Origin of the sequence: Mycolicibacterium xanthum, assembly GCF_019710635.1 — a bacterium.
Lineage (GTDB): Bacteria > Actinomycetota > Actinomycetes > Mycobacteriales > Mycobacteriaceae > Mycobacterium > Mycobacterium xanthum.
This window is the reverse complement of record NZ_JAIFZS010000003.1, coordinates 48,986-66,296: the sequence shown is the minus strand read 5'-3', so window position 1 is coordinate 66,296 and position 17,311 is coordinate 48,986. Positions and strand designations below refer to the sequence as shown.

General features: G+C 69.8%; 15 protein-coding genes. 6 read left to right on the top strand and 9 right to left on the bottom strand.

Features of this window, described 5'->3' with window-relative positions:
• Positions 1–204: 204 nt before the first annotated feature.
• Genes aftB through glf form a run of 5 tightly spaced genes read right to left on the bottom strand, consistent with a single transcriptional unit; the run spans position 205 to position 6,835 of the window.
• Positions 205–2,187 carry a terminal beta-(1->2)-arabinofuranosyltransferase gene (gene aftB, locus JDV09_RS02660; RefSeq protein ID WP_308123974.1) on the bottom strand — a complete coding sequence of 661 codons (1,983 nt, stop codon included), beginning with the start codon at positions 2,185–2,187 and terminating at the stop codon, positions 205–207.
• Positions 2,165–3,100: a decaprenyl-phosphate phosphoribosyltransferase gene (locus JDV09_RS02655; RefSeq protein ID WP_221367572.1), complete on the bottom strand. Its 936-nt coding sequence runs from the start codon at positions 3,098–3,100 to the stop codon at positions 2,165–2,167. Before JDV09_RS02655 ends, aftB begins: the two co-directional genes overlap by 23 nt.
• A complete protein-coding gene (locus JDV09_RS02650) occupies positions 3,097–3,636 on the bottom strand; it encodes a phosphatase PAP2 family protein (protein ID WP_221367571.1) in 540 nt (179 codons plus the stop codon). The genes JDV09_RS02655 and JDV09_RS02650 overlap by 4 nt, the downstream gene beginning before the upstream one ends.
• Positions 3,629–5,578, bottom strand: a complete 1,950-nt coding sequence (locus JDV09_RS02645; RefSeq protein ID WP_221367570.1) for a glycosyltransferase — start codon at positions 5,576–5,578, stop codon at positions 3,629–3,631. The genes JDV09_RS02650 and JDV09_RS02645 overlap by 8 nt, the downstream gene beginning before the upstream one ends.
• Before the next feature lie 12 nt (positions 5,579–5,590).
• Positions 5,591–6,835, bottom strand: coding sequence for a UDP-galactopyranose mutase (gene glf, locus JDV09_RS02640; protein WP_221367569.1), 1,245 nt, complete (start codon positions 6,833–6,835; stop codon positions 5,591–5,593).
• A gap of 226 nt (positions 6,836–7,061) precedes the next feature.
• On the opposite strand from glf, the gene JDV09_RS02635 reads away from it, so the two are divergent.
• Together JDV09_RS02635 and JDV09_RS02630 are read left to right on the top strand one after the other, a co-directional pair.
• Positions 7,062–7,985 (top strand): hypothetical protein, encoded by a 924-nt coding sequence (locus tag JDV09_RS02635; protein WP_221367568.1) that lies wholly within the window; start codon positions 7,062–7,064, stop codon positions 7,983–7,985.
• A gap of 150 nt (positions 7,986–8,135) precedes the next feature.
• Positions 8,136–9,767 (top strand): N-acetylmuramoyl-L-alanine amidase, encoded by a 1,632-nt coding sequence (locus JDV09_RS02630; protein ID WP_221367567.1) that lies wholly within the window; start codon positions 8,136–8,138, stop codon positions 9,765–9,767.
• A gap of 6 nt (positions 9,768–9,773) precedes the next feature.
• On the opposite strand, the gene JDV09_RS02625 is transcribed toward JDV09_RS02630, so the two are convergent.
• From JDV09_RS02625 to JDV09_RS02615, 3 genes are read right to left on the bottom strand one after another with little or no spacing between them, the layout of a single operon-like run.
• On the bottom strand, positions 9,774–10,610 hold the full coding sequence (locus JDV09_RS02625) for an HAD family hydrolase (protein ID WP_221367566.1): 837 nt from the start codon (positions 10,608–10,610) through the stop codon (positions 9,774–9,776).
• On the bottom strand, positions 10,607–11,353 hold the full coding sequence (locus JDV09_RS02620; protein ID WP_221367565.1) for a lysophospholipid acyltransferase family protein: 747 nt from the start codon (positions 11,351–11,353) through the stop codon (positions 10,607–10,609). The genes JDV09_RS02625 and JDV09_RS02620 overlap by 4 nt, the downstream gene beginning before the upstream one ends.
• A 4-nt stretch (positions 11,354–11,357) precedes the next feature.
• On the bottom strand, positions 11,358–12,137 hold the full coding sequence (locus JDV09_RS02615; RefSeq protein ID WP_221367564.1) for a lysophospholipid acyltransferase family protein: 780 nt from the start codon (positions 12,135–12,137) through the stop codon (positions 11,358–11,360).
• Between the two features lie 134 nt (positions 12,138–12,271).
• Between JDV09_RS02615 and JDV09_RS02610 the strand changes: the two genes are divergently transcribed.
• The gene (locus tag JDV09_RS02610) at positions 12,272–13,834 is read left to right on the top strand and encodes a Rieske 2Fe-2S domain-containing protein (protein WP_221367563.1); all 1,563 of its coding nucleotides are present in this window, start codon (positions 12,272–12,274) and stop codon (positions 13,832–13,834) included.
• 4 nt (positions 13,835–13,838) lie between these two features.
• Positions 13,839–14,180, top strand: coding sequence for a hypothetical protein (locus JDV09_RS02605; RefSeq protein WP_221367562.1), 342 nt, complete (start codon positions 13,839–13,841; stop codon positions 14,178–14,180).
• Positions 14,181–14,188: 8 nt separating this feature from the next.
• Here JDV09_RS02605 and serS read toward each other — a convergent pair whose 3' ends face one another.
• Positions 14,189–15,445, bottom strand: coding sequence for a serine--tRNA ligase (gene serS, locus JDV09_RS02600; RefSeq protein ID WP_221367561.1), 1,257 nt, complete (start codon positions 15,443–15,445; stop codon positions 14,189–14,191).
• 94 nt (positions 15,446–15,539) lie between these two features.
• On the opposite strand from serS, the gene JDV09_RS02595 reads away from it, so the two are divergent.
• Together JDV09_RS02595 and JDV09_RS02590 are read left to right on the top strand one after the other, a co-directional pair.
• A complete protein-coding gene (locus JDV09_RS02595) occupies positions 15,540–16,919 on the top strand; it encodes a septum formation family protein (protein ID WP_221367560.1) in 1,380 nt (459 codons plus the stop codon).
• A 4-nt stretch (positions 16,920–16,923) separates the two neighbouring features.
• A complete protein-coding gene (locus JDV09_RS02590; RefSeq protein ID WP_221367559.1) occupies positions 16,924–17,274 on the top strand; it encodes a metallopeptidase family protein in 351 nt (116 codons plus the stop codon).
• The last annotated feature ends 37 nt before the right edge of the window (positions 17,275–17,311 follow it).

Sequence of the window (17,311 nt, the reverse complement as noted above, 5' to 3'; positions counted from 1 at the left end):
AGCAGCATCTGGCCATCGGTTCCCCGGACCGGGCCTCGTTGCCCGTGTAGTCAACCACACCTTTGTGGTGATCTCTCTTCGCCGCGAACGCGCTGAACCCCCAGCCGGAGTCCCGTCGCGGCCCCCGTCACATCTCTTATCTGACGAACGTGGCTACCGCGTTACGAAAGCAGAAAACCCGGTCCGCCAGCAAATCCGCAGCGTTCAGGGCCCGGTGGCGGGCAGCCCGGTGTAGGGCGGATCGACCGGTTCGGGCACCGGCAGCCCGCACCGCTCGAGTTCGTAGCGGGGCACCCGGTCGATGCGGTAGCGGGTGAATTCCGCGGCGTGCAGCAGGTTGGACAGGAACCGCCGCGGCGTCATCGGAGCCCGGATCGAGTTCAGCACGGCGACGGTGTCCGGGCACTCCAGCGCGACCTCGGCCTGCCGGATCCAGTCCTCGTCCAGATAGGACGGGATGTAGGGATCCTCTTTGAGGAACGGCCCCTCGGCCACCGCCCAATCCGGGAACAGGTTCTTGTCGTGACCGATCCGGCCGTCCTCGATCCTGGCGGTGTGTGCCGCCAGTGGGTTAGCCAGACCGATCTGGTCGATCACCCGGACGTTGAGCCCCACGTTCATGCCGAGCATCCCCAGGTTTGTGAAAAACACTGTGTGCGGCCCTCTCTGCTCACCCGGCTGGGCGGGCGGCGGGTCCGCGGACGGCGGAATAGCTGGCACCACATCCCACTGGATGTAGTTTCCTGAGGGCAGCAGCAGGGCTCCGTCCGGGGTGTTCTCGATCGCTTCGAGCATCGCGCGCATCCGCGGGTAGTCCAGATAGTCCGCCGCGGTCAGCGGATGGGCGTGACCGGTCGCCTGCGCGTAGAAACGCCGCTCGTCGACGATGCCGGTATAGGTGACCCGGGTGGCATCGGCGCCCATTCCCGGCGAGTTGGCTGCCCACAGTGCCCAGCCCGCCACCGCGAGCCACAGCACGCCGGTGGCCCCCGCGTAGAGGTAGCCCGCCCCGCGGGCCATCCGGGTGCGGTCCGGCAGCATCAACGGGATCACCGCAACCGGGGCGATCAGGCAGAACAGCGGCGTCAGCAACACCCGGCCATGCATGAAATCGCCACCCTGGCGAATCCAGTACAACGCCTGCAGCACCCCGCTGAGCAGCATGAACGCCACCACCGCGGCCGGGCTCTGCACCATCCGCGCCAACCGCGGGCCGGCCGCGCCGCGACTTCCCCGGGCCGGCCGGCCCCGCAACAGCAGGACCATGACCGCCAGCCCGATCAACAGCACCGCCGGCGCCCACAACAGGTAGGGCCGGTTGAAGTTGGCCAGGTAGACGAAGCCCTGCTGCCATTTGGAGCCGGTCGCGTCCTTGGCCAGCGCGGTGCCCGGCACCACCAGGCCGTAGTAGCCCATCCGGAAGATCTGGTAGGCGACCGGCAGCAGCCCGCCGGCGACGACGACGAGTGCGCGCCGACGCCAGTCCGGCGCCGCGATCAGCATCATCACCAGGGCCAGACCGCCGATCAGCGCCAGCTCGGGCCGGACCAGCACACTGAGCCCGGCCACCACCGCCAGCGCGGCGTCGAACGCGCGCGATGTCGGCTCCCCTCGCCTGGCCTGCGACCAGCAGACCATCATCCACCACAGCAGGCCCAGGTAGGCCAGCACCAGGCCGTTCTCCAGCCCGGAGGTGGCGAAGTCGCGGGCGGGCGGCACGGCGATGTAGACGAGGGCGCCCGCGGGCAGCAGCACCGCGGTGCGACCCACCAGGCTGGGCGCGTAGAGCCGGGCGGTGCCCAGCATGACCAGCACCACGCCCGCCACGCTGAGCACCAGGGCCAGTACCAGCGCGACGTACTCCAGGCGGGCAGGCCCGGCGACCAGGCCACCCAGGTACATCAGGTAGGACCACGCCGTGGAGGTGTTGGCCTCGACCCGCTCCCCCGCATTGAACACCGGCCCGTTGCCCGCCAACAGGTTTCGCACCGTGCGCAACACGATCAGCCCGTCGTCGGCGATCCAGCGGCGCTGCCAGGCACCCCAGCCGAACAGGACGGCCACCACCGTGACGCTCACCCAGAGGCTCACCCGCACCGAGACGTGGTATGGGTAGGCGGGCCAGTCGTCGAGCCGGTCCGCTACCGCCGTGGCGCGCGGGCGCTCAACTGAGGAAGACTGCGGCACCGATGGTTCCGATCCAGGCCAGCGCCAGCAGCTGCAGCACCCGGTCCTTGAGCGCGATCTCCTCCGGCTCACCGGCCAGCCCGCCGTCGACGTCGACGGCGTAGCGCAGGATGGCGATCGTGAACGGCACCATCGAGATCACGAACCACGAGGCACCACCGGTGGCGTCCCGCTCGAAGGCCCACAGGCCGTAGCACAGCACCAGCGCGGTGGCCGACAGCGTCCACACGAAGCGCAGGTAGGAGCTGGTGTAGCTCTCCAGCGACCTGCGGATCTTGGCGCCGGTCCGTTCGGCCAGCTGCAGCTCGGCGTAGCGCTTACCGGCCGCCATGAACAACGACCCGAACGCCATCATCAGCAGGAACCACTGCGACAGCGGCACGTCGGCGGCGACACCGCCGGCGATCGCCCGGATCAGGAAGCCCGACGACACGATGCAGATGTCGAGGACGGCCTGGTGTTTGAGCCCGAAACAGTACGCCAGCTGGATGGCGATGTAGATCGCCATCACCAGTGCCAGGTTCGGGGTGACCAGCCACGAGATCGCCAGCGACGTGACCCCGAGCAACACCGCCAGACCGTAGGCCAGCCACTCCGGCACCACGCCTGCGGCGATCGGGCGGAACCGCTTGGTCGGATGGGCGCGGTCGGCCTCCACGTCGCGGGCGTCGTTGACCAGGTACACGCACGAGGCGGCCAGGCTGAACACGACGAACGCGAGCAGCACCTTGACCAGGACTTCGCGGAAGTCGTAGACATAGCGGTCATCGCCGAGTGCGGCCACCGGGGCGGCGAAGACCAGTACGTTCTTGACCCACTGCCGTGGACGCAGCGCCTTGACGATGCCGGTGACGAGGTTGCCCGGCGGCCCGCCGGCGGCGGCTGTTTCCTCCCCGACCTGGGATGCGCTCATGAGGGCCCTCCTTCGACCCGGTCGGCCACCCTGCCGACCGTCTTGCCGACCGCCTTGCCGACGATGCCGCCGATGACCACCCCGGCGAGCACGTCGCTCGGATAGTGCACACCGAGCACCATGCGGGACAGCGCCATCGGCGGAACCAGCAGCGCGGGCAACGGCAGCCCGGTGGGACGGGCCAGCAGAACCGCCGCTGCGGTCGTCGACGTGGCGTGCGCCGACGGGAAGCTCAACCGGCTCGGGGTGCCCACGTTCACCGCGATCGCCGGGTGGTGCGGACGCTCGCGGCGCACCACCCGCTTGATCACCACCGCGGCGGCGTGGGCGAGAAACGCGCCGACCCCGGCGGCCAGGTAGTCGCGCCGGCGGGACGGGACCAGCAGCGCACCGAGCGCGGCGAGCGCCAGCCAGCCCAGGCTGTGTTCGCCGAAATGCGACAGCCCGCGGGCCGTGGCGAGCACGCCCGGCCGGTCGGCGAGCGCGTGCTGGACCGCCACCAGCACGGCGTCCTCACCGTGCGGGGCGTCAGGCATCGCCGGCTTCCACACGATCCTGCCCGGAATTGAGCACCGACTCCCAGTTCTGCTTGCTGGTCAGCATCGGCAGCGCGTTGCGGTACACCCTGCGCATCCGGTTGAACTTGCGGGCCAGTGCGATGTGCTGGCGCGCCGAGGTCCGGAGCAGCTCGAACATCTTGGTGCGGTCACGCTGCCGGTAGACCACGCCGCGGCCGTCGGCGGTGGTGACGGTGACGCCGTCGACCATGCAGAGCAGGAACCAGCGTGCGTCCTGGGTGGCGACGTTGAGCTGGGGCCGCTCGTGGTGGGCCGGGTCGTGTTCGCTGAACTGGTGGGCCACGCCGCGCACCAGCCGGACCGCGATCGTCGGCAGCGACGTCGGGATCTTGATCCGCCTGCGCCGCTTGTCCGACGGCGGCGGCAGCGCGGTGGCGCCGGGCAGCACGACGGCGTCGGGGTAGTTCTGGCGCATCGCGCGCACGTCGGGCAGCGCGGACTCCAGGATGTCGAAGATGTGTTCCGGACCGGCCAGGAAGTCCGCCATCGCCCGGTTCTGGATCGCCACCGTCGAATATTCAAGGCACAGAAGATGTTTCAGCGTGGCCTTGACCGACGAGGCCAGCAGGCCGGTCACCTTGCCGTCCCAGTGCAGCGCGGCGACGACCAACCGGTTACGCAGGTGGAAGTAGGCCTGCCAGTCGATCGCGTCGTCCTTGTCGCTCCACGCCATGTGCCAGATCGCCGCGCCGGGCAGGGTGACCGTGCCGTAGCCGTGCTCGGCGGCCCGCAGCCCGTAGTCGGCGTCGTCCCACTTGATGAACAGCGGCAGCGGCTGCCCCAGCTCCTCGGCCACCTGCCGCGGGATCATGCACATCCACCAGCCGTTGTAGTCGACGTCGACGCGGCGGTGCAGCATCTTGCTGCGGTCCTCGTCCTGGTCGACCAGCGGGTACCTGGCGAAGTCGTGGTCGTACTCGGTGTTCGCGGCGTTGGTCCACATGAAGTTCGCCTGTTTGACGATCTCGCCCATCACATGCAGGTGCGAGGGCTCCTGCAGGTTGAGCATCTGCCCGCCGACCAGCGTCGGCGCCTTGGCGAAGCGGTTCATCGCCAGCGCCCGCAGCACCGAGTCCGGTTCGATGCGGATGTCGTCGTCCATGAACAGGATCTGTTCGCAGTCGGTGTTCTTCAGCGCCTCGTACATGACCCGGCTGTAGCCGCCGGACCCACCCAGGTTGGGCTGGTTGTGCACGGACAGCCGGTCGCCGAGCGCGGCGGCGGCCGCGGCGAAGCCGGGGTGGTCCTTGGCCTTGCTGGTGCCCTGATCGGAGACGATGACCGCGCCGATGACGTCGTCGACCAGCGGATCGGAGGTCAGCGCGGCCAGCGCGTTGACGCAGTCGGCGGGCCGGTTGAACGTCGGGATACCGACCGCGATGTTGGCCCGGCCGGGTGCGGGCAGCGGCGCGTACCAGCCGGCCCGCTGCAGCGTCACGGCGCTGTCGGTGGTGACGTCGAACCAGATCCAGCCGCCGTCCTCGAACGGGTCGAGCCCGACCTCGAACTCCACCACGGCGGGCTCGTCGTCGGTGCCGCCGCTGAACGACGTACCGCCATGGGTGATCCGGGCACCGGTGGCCTTGGTCCGGTACACGTCGACGCGGCCGCTTCCGCTCAGTTCGACTCGCAGCACCACCGACTCCAGCACCGACCAGCGGCGCCAGTAGCTGGCCGGGAATGCGTTGAAGTACGTGGCGAACGACACCTCCGATTCGGGGCCGATCTCCAGCTGGGTCCGGTTCGGGGCATGCGCCCGCCGGGCGTTGGTGTCGGATTCCTCGATGTAGAGCTTGCGCACGTCGAGCGGTTCACCCGGCCGCGGCTGGACGATGCGGGCCAGCAGGCTCACCGCCCGTGACGGTCCGGCATCGAGCGCGCCGGCCGGGATGTCACTCAACGGTGTCTCTTTTCATAAGGTGTTGCTTTCTGTCTCGGGGTCGGCCAGCGGCGCACCGTCGCGCAGGTGCGGCGCGAGCACGTTGTCGAACATGTTCAGCGCGCTGGCGATCGCCATGTGCATGTCCAGGTACTGATAGGTGCCCAGACGGCCGCCGAACAACACGTTGGCAGCCGCGGTCTCGGCTTTCGCACGGGCACGGTAGGCGGCCAGCACCGCGCGGTCGGCCTCGGTGTTGATCGGGTAGTACGGCTCGTCGTCGTTCTCGGCGAATCGCGAGAACTCCCGCATGATGACCGTCTTGTCGGTCGGGTATTCCCGTTCGGGATGGAAGTGCCGGAACTCGTGGATCCGGGTGTAGGGCACCTCGATGTCGTTGTAGTTCATGACCGGTGTGCCCTGAAAATCCCCGCAGTCGCTCAACACCTCGAGTTCGAAATCCAGGGTGCGCCATCCCAGCCGGCCGTCGGCGTAGTCGAAATAGCGGTCCAGCGGCCCGGTATAGACAACGGGAGCCGACGGGCTCTGCTCGCGCAACTGCTCACGCACGTCGAACCAGTCGGTGTCCAGGCGGACCTCGATGCGATCGTCGGCGGCCATGTTCTTCAGCCAGGCGGTGTAGCCGTCGACGGGCAGGCCCTCGAAGGTGTCGCTGAAGTACCGGTTGTCGAACGTGTAGCGAACCGGCAACCGGTTGATCGTCGAGGCCGGCAGCTCCTTGGGATCGGTCTGCCACTGCTTGGCCGTGTAGCCCTTGACGAACGCCTCGTACAGCGGGCGGCCGATCAGCGAGATGGCCTTCTCCTCGAGGTTCTGCGCGTCCTCGGTGGCGATCTCGGCGGCCTGCTCGTTGATCAGCGCGCGGGCCTCGTCCGGGCTGAAGTACCGGCCGAAGAACTGGCTGACCAGACCGAGCCCCATCGGGAACTGGTAGGCCTGACCGTTGTGGAGGGCGAACACCCGGTGCTGGTAGCCGGTGAACTCGGTGAACTGCCGCACGTAGTCCCACACCCGGCGGTTGCTGGTGTGGAACAGGTGCGCACCGTAGCGGTGTACCTCGATGCCGGTCTCGGGTTCGGGCTCGGAGTAGGCGTTGCCGCCGATGTGGTCCCGCCGATCGACGACCAGGACGCGCTTGCCCAACTGGGTGGCCGCGCGTTCGGCGATCGTCAGGCCGAAGAACCCGGACCCGACGACGAGGAGATCGAATTCGCCGGTGGGTGGTCCCGCGGCGACCCCGGGATCTTCAGAGTTCATCGGCAGCAAGGGTATCCGACCGCACCGCTGGGACCCGAGTCGGCCGAGCCGCCAAGGTCGCAATTGACTCACGATTCCGCATCGTCACTCTAATCCCAATATTCACATCAGTAACATCGTCCCCGTACGAAGATCCGGCAGCTCAACCCACGGCCGGCCGCACGGTGGCCGCTCGGGTCGGCCGGATCTTCGACGCCCAGATATTCCAGATATTGAGGAGACTTCCGTGCCGAACCGACGCCGACGCAGGCTCTCGACAGCCTTGAGCACAGTCGCCGCTCTGGCCGTCGCAAGCCCGGTAGCGATGGTCGCCGTGTCCGAACTCGGCGGCCCCGACAACCCTGCCCCCCAGCACCGCGAGTTCGTGCAGGCGGCCAGCATCACCGACCTTCCCGGCGAGTTGATCTCGGCCCTGTCCCAGGGTCTCTCACAGTTCGGCATCAACGTGCCGCCGATGCCCACCGGCCTGCTGACGGGCACGTCTTCGGCGCCCACCACGTTGATCCCCGGCCTGGGCAGCCCGAGCCTGACCTCCCCCGGCCTGCTGCCCGGCCTGGGGACCACCGGGATGCCGTCGCTGACCGATCCCGGCCTGGCCAACCCGGCGCTGACCAACCCGGCGCTGACCAGCCCGAGCGGCGCGGCGCCCGGTCTGACCACCCCCAGCCTGACCACGCCGTCGCTGACCGATCCGGCCCTGGCATCGCCCGGTCTGACCTCCCCGACGGTGCCGTCACTGACCGATCCCGCGCTGGCCACACCGGGCCTGACGACCCCGCCCGCGCTGACCGATCCCGGGCTGGGCCTCGCCCCGATCTCGACGGCGGGGCTCCCCGCGACCGGTGAGGTGCCGATCTCGGCGCCGATCGGGCTGGATCCGGCGCTGGGTGCCTATCCGGTGCTCGGCGACCCGTCACTGGCCGCTCCGGTCACGTCCGGCAACACCGGCCTGCTCGGCGATCTGTCCAGCGCCGCCGACACGCTGGGCGCCGGCGAGGCCATCGACCTGCTCAAGGGCATCGTGATGCCGGCGATCATGTCGGCGATCAAGCCGCCGGCCGCCGCCGCGGCCCCGATCGCCACGGCGGCCGGCGATGTCGCGACGGATGCGCCACTGGCGGCCGAGGCGGCCATCGACCCCGGCGCCTGAGCGGCAGCGCACGACCTCACAGTCCTGCCCCCTGACGGCACCGCAGAAGCACCGAATGCTCTGCGGTGCCGTTGCCGGTGCCGGTGATTGGTCGGGCAAAGAGCCGTGTCGAAACACGCGCATCATCTGGCTCATACGTAACATCAGTCCGTGCTGTGTCGCCGTCCTGCACCATCGATGCTGGTCACCGCGCTCGCGGCGACCGTAATGGTGCTGCCGTGGGCGATCACCGGCCCACCCGGCGATGAGCCCGCGGCCTCACAGGCCCCGGTGGTGGTGGCCCAGCAGCCGCTGACCGACCTGGGCGGGGGCGAGACCATCCGGGAGATCCACCAGGACACCGCGTTCTCGCTGGTCGCCCTGACCTCTGAGGATCTCACCGGCACCACCGCGCGAGTGCGCGCGAAGAAGGCCGACGGTTCCTGGGGACCGTGGTACGAAGCCGAGCAACTCGAGGGTGTGGGCGCCGACCTGCCGGGCCCGCGCGGCACCGAGCCGATATTCGTCGGACGCACCAACACCGTGCAGATCGCGGTCACCCGCCCCGCCGACGCGCCGACCACCCGCCCGGCCGCACCGCAGGCCGCAGAGCGGCGGCAGGGACCGCGCCCGGATCTGGGGTACGTGCCCGCCAACGTGGAGCAGCCGTTCGGCCAGAACATCAACGCGGTGCTGATCAGCCCCCCGGAAGCGCCCGCGGACCTGGCGCCGCTGCCCAACGCGGCGACGCCGCCGGGTCAGCCGCCACACATCGTCGGCCGCGGCCAGTGGGGCGCCGACGAGTCCATGCGCTGCGGTGACCCCCGCTACGACGCCAGGATCCAGGCCGGGGTCGTGCACCACACCGCAGGCAGCAACGACTACACCCCGGAGGACTCCGCGGGCATCGTGCGGTCGATCTACGAGTACCACACCCGCACGCTGGGCTGGTGTGACATCGCCTACAACGCCCTGGTCGACAAGTACGGGCAGGTGTTCGAGGGGCGCGCAGGAGGGCTCACCCGGCCGGTCGAGGGTGCGCACACCGGCGGCTTCAACCACGACACCTGGGGGGTTGCCATGCTGGGCGACTTCGAGACGGTGCCGCCCACCCCGATCCAGTTGCGGACCACCGCGCGCCTGCTGGGCTGGGTGCTGGGCCAGTCCGGTGTGGACCCGCACGGCCAGGTCGTCCTGCCGTCGGAGGGCGGCTCGTTCACCAAGTTCCCGTTCGGCGCGGCGGTGGCGCTGCCGACCATCTTCACCCACCGCGACGTCGGCAATACCGAGTGCCCCGGCAACGCGGCCTACGCGCTGATGGGCCAGATCCGCGACATGGCGGCGCGCTTCAACGACCCGCCGGGACCCGCGCAGCTCGCCGAATCGCTGCGCGGCGGCGCGATCTTCGCCAAGTGGGAAGCCCTCGGCGGCAGGAACAGCTACCTGGGCTGGCCGACGTCGCCGGAGGCCTCCGGTCTGGGTGCGACGCGCTACGTCACGTTCGAGCACGGCGCCATGTACTGGTCGCCGGACACCGGAGCCCAGCCCGTCACCGGCGGGATCTACACGGCCTGGGGGTCACTGGGCTTCGAACGCGGCGCGCTGGGCCTGCCGACCAGCGCCGAGATCCCCGAACCGCTGTGGATCGTGCAGAACTTCCAGCACGGCACGCTCAACTTCGACCGGGAGACCGCCCGGGTCACCCGTGTCATCGACGGTGTCGCCGTGGAGCTGACGCCGCCGGCGCCCGACGTCGCGCCGATCCAGCTCGAGCGGTTCACCCCGCCGATCAACCCCGTCTGAGCCGCCTCACGGCCACCACCGCTCCAGCACCCGGGCGACACCGTCCTCGCCGTTGGTCACGGTCACCTCGTCGGCGGCGGCCAGCGCGTCGGGATGGGCGTTGCCCATCGCCACGCCCAGGCCCGCCCAGGCCAGCATCGGGACGTCGTTGGGCATGTCCCCGAAGGCCACCACCCCGTCCGCGCCGATGTCCAGCGGACGGGCCACCTCGGCCACCCCGGTGGCCTTGCTCACCCCGAGCGGCACGATCTCGATCAGCCCGTTGTTGGTCGAGTAGGTGATGTCACCCTCGATACCCACGTGCCTGGCCAGCTCGGCCGCCATGTCCGCACTGGGGGCGCCGGCCTTCCGGATGAGCAGCTTGACCGCGGGTGCGCTGAGCAGGTCCTCGACGGAGACCTCGGTGTTGTCCGGATTCAGCCAGGCGTGCTCGTAGCCCGGTGAACTGACGAACTGCGGGGTCGCCGTGTCGTGCGCGCTGCGGCCCACCCGCTCCACGGCCAGGCCGGCGCCCGGGATCACCCGGGTGGCGATCTCGGCGAGCTCGGCGAGCACCTCGGCGGACAACGTGCGGGCCGCGACGATGCGGTCGGCCTCCGCGTCGTAGATCACCGCTCCGTTGGCGCACACCGCCATCGGGGCGAACCCGAGCTGGTCGACGACGGGTGGCACCCAGCGCGGCGGGCGCCCGGTGGCCAGGACGAAGGGGACGCCCGCGGCGACGGCCGCGAGCACGGTCGCACGGGTCCTGGCACTGACCTTCTCGTCGTCGTCGAGCAGCGTGCCGTCCACGTCGGTGGCGATCAGGGCGGGTGTGCGCCCCCATCGAGCCGGTCCCGTCATGCCGGATCGGCCCGCCTGCGGGCACGCTCGGCCAGCTCGGCCTCGTCGAGGACCTTGGCCTCGGCGGGCGTCGGCGCGGCTCCCCCAAGTCGGCGTGGCACCCAGAACGCTCCTTTCGGCTGCGGATATCCGGCCTGCACATCATGCAGCAGCCGAGTCATCGCCGCGCGCAGTGTGGCATCGAGCTCCTCGACGGTGCCGGTGGGCGCGATCGGTTCCCCGACCGCCACCGTGATCGGGATCTTCTTGCGTCCCAGCGCCCTCGGGTGGTCCTTGGTCCACATCCGGTGCGCCCCCCAGACGATCACCGGGACGATCGGCACCTGCGCATCCACCGCCATCCGCGCCGCGCCCGTCTTGAACTCCTTGAGCTCGAAGCTACGGCTGATCGTGGCCTCCGGGTACACGCCGACGATCTCGCCGTCGCGCAGCGACTGCACCGCCACCGAATAGGCGCCCGACCCGGCGGTGCGATCCACCGGGATCGTCTTGGTGTGCCGGATCAGCCAGCCGACGATCGCCACGTCGCCCATCTCAGCCTTGATCATGAACCGCATGCGCCGCCCGCGTCGGTTGGCGGCCAGCGCGGCGGGCAGCCAGTCGAGGTAGGAGGTGTGGTTGATCGCGATGACCGCGCCACCGGCGGCGGGCATGTTCTGCAGTCCGTGGAAGGTGATCCGTGTCCCGTTGGCCCGGACCGCCGTTTTCGCCACGATTTCCAGCGTGCGGAAGACCGGTTCCATCGGGCTACCCCGGCGCCTCGGTCGACCCACCGTCCCGCTCGGCGCGCGCCGCAGCGCGGGCGGCCGCCTCCTCGGCGTCCATCCGATTCGCCTCGGCCAGCGACGGCGCACCACCACCGAGCCGATGCGGAACCCAGAACGCGCCCGGCGGGTGCGGGCCGTAGGCGTCCTGGACCTGCCCGAGCAGATGCTGCATGCGCGAATGCAGCAGCGCGGTCAGGTCTGCCGCCGGCAGCGTGGGCTCGATGGGGGCGCCCACCGCCACCGAGATCGGCACCTTCGGGCGCCACATGTTCTTCGGGTGGCCCTTGGTCCAGATCCGCTGCGCGCCCCAGACGATGTGGGGCACGATCGGCACCCCCGCCGCGATCGCCATCCGGGCCGCACCCGATTTGAACTCCTTGATCTCGAAGCTGCGGCTGATAGTCGCCTCCGGATAGACGCCGACCAGCTCGCCCTCTTTGAGCTTGCGGCAGGCCTGGTCGAAGGAGGCCGAACCGCTGTCGCGGTCCACCTCGATGTGCCGCAGGCTGCGCATGATGGGGCCGGTCACCTTGTGGTCGAAGACCTCCCGCTTGGCCATGAACCGCACCTTGCGGCCGAGATGCTGCCGGTAGGCGGGCAGCCCGGCGAAGGTGAAGTCGAAGTAGCTGGTGTGGTTGATCGCGATCACCGCGCCGCCGGTGCGCGGCAGGTTCTCCACCCCGGTGACGGTGAATTTCAGCCCCTGGGCCCACCACACCAGTCGGGCGAGCTGGATGACGGTGCCGTATACCGGTTCCACAACCGCCAGCGTAGTGCGGGCCACAGCGCGGGACGAGCCCGGTCGCCGGCCGGCCGTGACGACGCACCGGGACCGCCCGGCTAAGCTGCCGAACGGGGCCCGCAGCCCCAGGCTCGCCGACAGAAGGGGTATTCGTGCAGGTCACCAGCGTCGGACATGCCGGATTCCGGATCGACACCAAGGCCGGCAGCATCCTGTGCGACCCATGGGTCAACCCGGCCTACTTCGGGTCCTGGTTCCCGTTTCCCGACAACAGCGCGCTCGACTGGGCGGCGCTGGGGGATGTCGACTACCTCTACGTCTCGCACCTGCACAAGGACCATTTCGATCCGCAGAACCTGAGCGAGCACGTCAACAAGGACGCCGTGGTGCTGTTGCCGGACTTCCCGGTGCCCGATCTGCGCCGCGAACTGGAGAACCTCGGCTTCCACCGGTTCCTCGAGACGACCGATTCGGTCAAGCACCGGGTCAGCGGCCCCACCGGAGACCTGGACGTGATGGTCATCGCGCTGCGCGCGCCCGCCGACGGCCCGATCGGCGACTCCGCCCTGGTCGTCGACGACGGCGAGACCACCCTGTTCAACATGAACGACGCCCGGCCCGTCGACCTCGATGTGCTGCACACCGACTTCGGCCAGATCGACGTGCACATGCTGCAGTACTCCGGGGCCATCTGGTACCCGATGGTCTACGACATGCCCGCCCGCGCCAAGGAGGCCTTCGGCGTGCAGAAGCGGCAGCGCCAGATGGACCGCTGCCGGCAGTACATCGCGCAGGTCGCGGCCACCTGGGTGATCCCGTCGGCGGGTCCGCCGTGTTTCCTGGACCCCGCGCTGCGCGACCTCAACGACGACCACGGCGACCCGGCGAACATCTTCCCCGACCAGGAGGTGTTCCTGGAGCAGATGCGCTCGCACGGTCACGACGGCGGGCTGTCGATGATCCCCGGTTCGGCGGCCACCTTCACCGGCTCGAACCTGGACTCGCTGACCCATCCGCTGCCCGACGACGAGGTGCACGCGATCTTCGGCCCGGGCAAGGCCGACTACATCGCGGCCTACGCCGAGCGGATGGCCCCGGTGCTGGCCGCCGAGAAGAGCGGCTGGGCACCCGCGGCCGGGGAGCCGCTGCTGGAGCCGCTGCGCGAACTGTTCGAGCCGATCATGGCCGCCAGCGACCAGATCTGTGACGGCATCGGATACCCGGTCGAGCTGCGGCTGCGTGGCGGCGGCCACGACGAGACGGTGGTACTGGACTTCCCCAAGCGGGTGGTGCGCGGCCCGATCCCGGACGAGAAGTTCCGCTACGGATTCGCGATCGCCCCGGAACTGGTCCGCACGGTGGTGCGCGACCGCGAACCGGACTGGGTCAACACGATTTTCCTGTCCACCCGGTTCTCGGCGTGGCGGGTCGGCGGGTACAACGAGTACCTCTACACGTTCTTCAAGTGCCTGACCGACGAGCGGATCGCCTATGCCGACGGCTGGTTCGCCGAGGCGCATGACGACAGCGCGTCGATCGAGCTCGACGGCTGGGAGATCCAGCGCCGCTGCCCGCACCTGAAGGCCGACCTGTCCACGTTCGGCGTGGTCGAGGGGGACACCCTGACCTGCAATCTGCACGGCTGGCAGTGGAGTCTGACCAACGGACGGTGCCTGACCAGCAAGGGCCACGAGCTGCGGTCGACCAGGCGGTGACCCGATGAGCCAGCCGCACCGCTTCTACGACGACGGGCTGATCCAGCTGGATCGCGAGGCCCTGACGCTGCGCCGCTATCACTTCCCGTCGGGGACCTCCAAGGTGATCCCGCTGCGCGACATCCGTGGCTACCAGGCCACCCCACTGGGCCTGTTCGTGCAGCGCTTCCGGCTGTGGGGCAGCTCGGATCTGCGCCGCTGGCTGCCGTTGGACGTCCATCGACCGCTGAAGTCGACGCTGGTCACCCTCGACGTGTCCGACAACTACCCACATCCGGCGTGCACACCGGTGCGCCCCGGGCAGTTCCTCGAACTGCTCGACGACCTGCTGGCGGATCAGCGCTAGGCCGGGTACTACTTCGGCTCGAGTACCTCGGTTCCGACGTACGGCACGAGGGCCGCGGGCACGCGCACGCTTCCGTCGGGCCGCTGGTGGTTCTCCAGGATCGCCACCAGCCACCGGGTGGTGGCCAGCGTGCCGTTGAGCGTGGCGGCGGTCTGCGGCTTGCCGTTCTCGTCGCGGTAGCGCACCGACAGCCGGCGGGCCTGGAACGTCGTGCAGTTCGACGTCGACGTCAGCTCGCGATACGTGTTCTGCGTCGGCACCCACGCCTCGCAGTCGAACTTGCGCGCCGCCGAGGATCCGAGATCACCCGCGGCGATGTCGATCACCCGGTAGGGCACCTCGATGTGGGCGAGCATCTGACGCTGCCAGCCCAGCAGGCGCTCGTGTTCGTCCTCGGCGTCCGCGGGCCTGCAGTAGACGAAGCCCTCGACCTTGTCGAACTGGTGCACCCGGATGATGCCGCGGGTGTCCTTGCCGTAGCTGCCGGCCTCCCGCCGGAAGCACGACGACCAGCCGGCATACCGCAGCGGCCCGGCCGACAGGTCGAGGATCTCGTCGGCGTGGTAGCCGGCCAGCGGCACCTCGGAGGTCCCGACCAGGTACAGATCGTCGGCCTCGACCCGGTAGACCTCGTCGGCGTGCGCGCCCAGGAAACCGGTGCCGGCCATCACCTCGGGCCGCACCAGCACCGGCGGGATCATCAACGTGAAGCCGTTCTCGGTGGCCACCCGCACCGCGAGCTGGAACAGGCCCAGCTGCAGCAGCGCCCCCGCCCCGGTGAGGAAGTAGAAGCGGCTGCCCGACACCTTCGCGCCGCGCTCCATGTCGATCAGCCCGAGCGATTCGCCCAGCTCGAGGTGGTCCTTCGCATCGGCGATCGTGGGCGGCTCACCGACGGTGTCCAACACCACGAAGTCGTCCTCGCCGCCGGCGGGGACGCCGTCGACGATGATGTTCGAGATCGCCATATGCGCCGCGGTGTAAGCCTTTTCGGCCTCGGCCTGGGCGGCTTCGGCCGCCTTGACCCGCTCCGCGAGCTGCTTGGCCGCGGCCAGCAGCGCCGGCCGCTCGTCGGGCGACGCCTTGCCGATCGACTTGCTGGCCGACTTCTGCTCGGCACGCAGGTTGTCCGCGGCCGACACGGCGGACCGGCGGGCGGTGTCCGCCGCGGCGAGCGCATCGACGAGAGCGGGGTCCTCACCACGGGCCTGTTGCGATGCGCGCACCGCGTCCGGGTTGTCTCGCAGCACCTTGAGGTCGATCACATCGGGCAACCCTACGGGGTCGGCCCGGGAGCCGGCGCAGCCGCACAACGTTACAACTGCATCACTTGTCGCTGCATGTGACACGCCTGTCACAATGGAGCAGATGGTGGAGGGATCCGAACGCGAAGAGAACGACTCGACCCACTGGTGGCGCAGCCTGCGGGCCGAGTCGACGCGGCGTGCGCTGCTGCTCACGGCCCTGGGCGGCCTGCTGATCGCCGGTGTGATCACGGTGCTGCCGCAGGCCGACCGCTCGGGCGGGCTGACCGCCAACGCGATCTCGCTCGGCCCCCGGGGCAACGACACGTTCGACCACGCCAAGAGCGGCGACTGCCTCAACTGGCCGGATCGCACCCCCGATGCCGCCGAGATCGTCGACTGCGGCGCCGAGCACCGTTTCGAGGTCGCCGAGTCGGTGGACATGGGTGCGTTTCCCGGCAGCGAGTACGGCACCGACGCCGCTCCGCCGTCGCCCGCCCGCATCCAGCAGATCAGCCAGGAGCAGTGCTCGGCGGCGGTCAAGCGCTACCTGGGCGCCCGGTTCGACCCCAACAGCCGCTACTCGGTCAGCATGCTGTGGTCGGGCGACAAGGCCTGGCGGGCCAACGGCGAGCGCCGGGTGCTGTGCGGCCTGCAGCTGCCCGGTCCCAACAATCAGCAGCTGGCGTTCGCCGGCAGGGTCGCCGAGATCGACCAGTCCAAGGTGTGGCCGCCGGGCACTTGCCTGGGCATCGACCCGGCCACCAACCAGCCCACCGACATCCCGATCGACTGTGCGGCGCCGCACTCGATGGAGGTGACCGGAGCGGTCAATCTGGCCGAGAAATTCCCCGACGCGCTGCCGTCGGAGCCCGACCAGGACACCTTCATCAAGGACACCTGTACCAAGCTGACCGACGCCTACCTGGCGCCTATCCAGCTGCGCAACACGACGCTGACCCTGATCTACAGCACGGTCTCGCTGCCGAGCTGGTCGGCCGGAAGCAAGCAGGTGTCCTGCAGCATCGGCGCCACACTGGGCAACGGCGGCTGGTCGACGCTGCTCAACAGCGCCAAGGGACCGCTGATGATCAACGGGCAGCCGCCGGTGCCGCCGCCGGACATCCCGGTCGAGCGGCTGAACCTGCCGCCGATCCCGATTCCGGACGGGGGTTCGTCCTCGTCGTCCTCGTCCTCTTCGGGCAGTTCGTCCCAGTCGACCTACAGCCAGAGCCCGAGCCAGCAGACCGAGCACATGCCGCAGCTGTCCACCGGAACGGGATCGCAGCCCGAGCAGGCGCCCGCGCCTGCCGACGCCCCGCCCCCGCAGGGCAACACCTTCCTCAACGGCCCGCCGCCACCGCCGGTCGAGGTGCCGCCACCTCCGCCGCCGGATCCGGCCCTGCCGCCTGCCGCAGTGCCGCCGCCCGGCCCGTTGCTGCCGCCACCGCCGGCCGAGCCGCTCCCGCCGGCACCTCCGCCGCCGGGGATCTGATCGCGTGGCCGTGCGGATGACTCCGCAACGGTTCGAGGAGTTGGTCGGCGATGCGCTGGACCTGATCCCGCCCAGGTTGGCCGCGGCCATCGACAACGTCGTGGTCCTGGTCGCCGACCGCCATCCCGACGAGCCGGATCTGCTCGGCCTGTACGAGGGTGTCGCGTTGACCGAACGGGACTCCTGGTACGCCGGGTCGCTGCCGGACACGATCACGATCTACCGCGAGGCGCTGCTGGATTTCTGCCACAGCGACGACGAGGTCGTCGACGAGGTGCGGGTCACGGTGATCCACGAGATCGCCCACCACTTCGGCATCGATGACGACCGGTTGCACGAACTGGGCTGGGCCTGACCGGTGCGCCGCGCGGCAACCCCGCCGTGGGGCCCCG

Coding starts and splice junctions, on each gene's coding strand:
- JDV09_RS02655 (WP_221367572.1), bottom strand. CDS start 3,100: ATGAGCGCATCCCAGGTCGGGGAGGAAACAGCCGCCGCCGGCGGGCCG.
- JDV09_RS02650 (WP_221367571.1), bottom strand. CDS start 3,636: ATGCCTGACGCCCCGCACGGTGAGGACGCCGTGCTGGTGGCGGTCCAG.
- glf (WP_221367569.1), bottom strand. CDS start 6,835: ATGAACTCTGAAGATCCCGGGGTCGCCGCGGGACCACCCACCGGCGAA.
- JDV09_RS02625 (WP_221367566.1), bottom strand. CDS start 10,610: ATGACGGGACCGGCTCGATGGGGGCGCACACCCGCCCTGATCGCCACC.
- JDV09_RS02620 (WP_221367565.1), bottom strand. CDS start 11,353: ATGGAACCGGTCTTCCGCACGCTGGAAATCGTGGCGAAAACGGCGGTC.
- JDV09_RS02605 (WP_221367562.1), top strand. CDS start 13,839: ATGAGCCAGCCGCACCGCTTCTACGACGACGGGCTGATCCAGCTGGAT.
- JDV09_RS02595 (WP_221367560.1), top strand. CDS start 15,540: ATGGAGCAGATGGTGGAGGGATCCGAACGCGAAGAGAACGACTCGACC.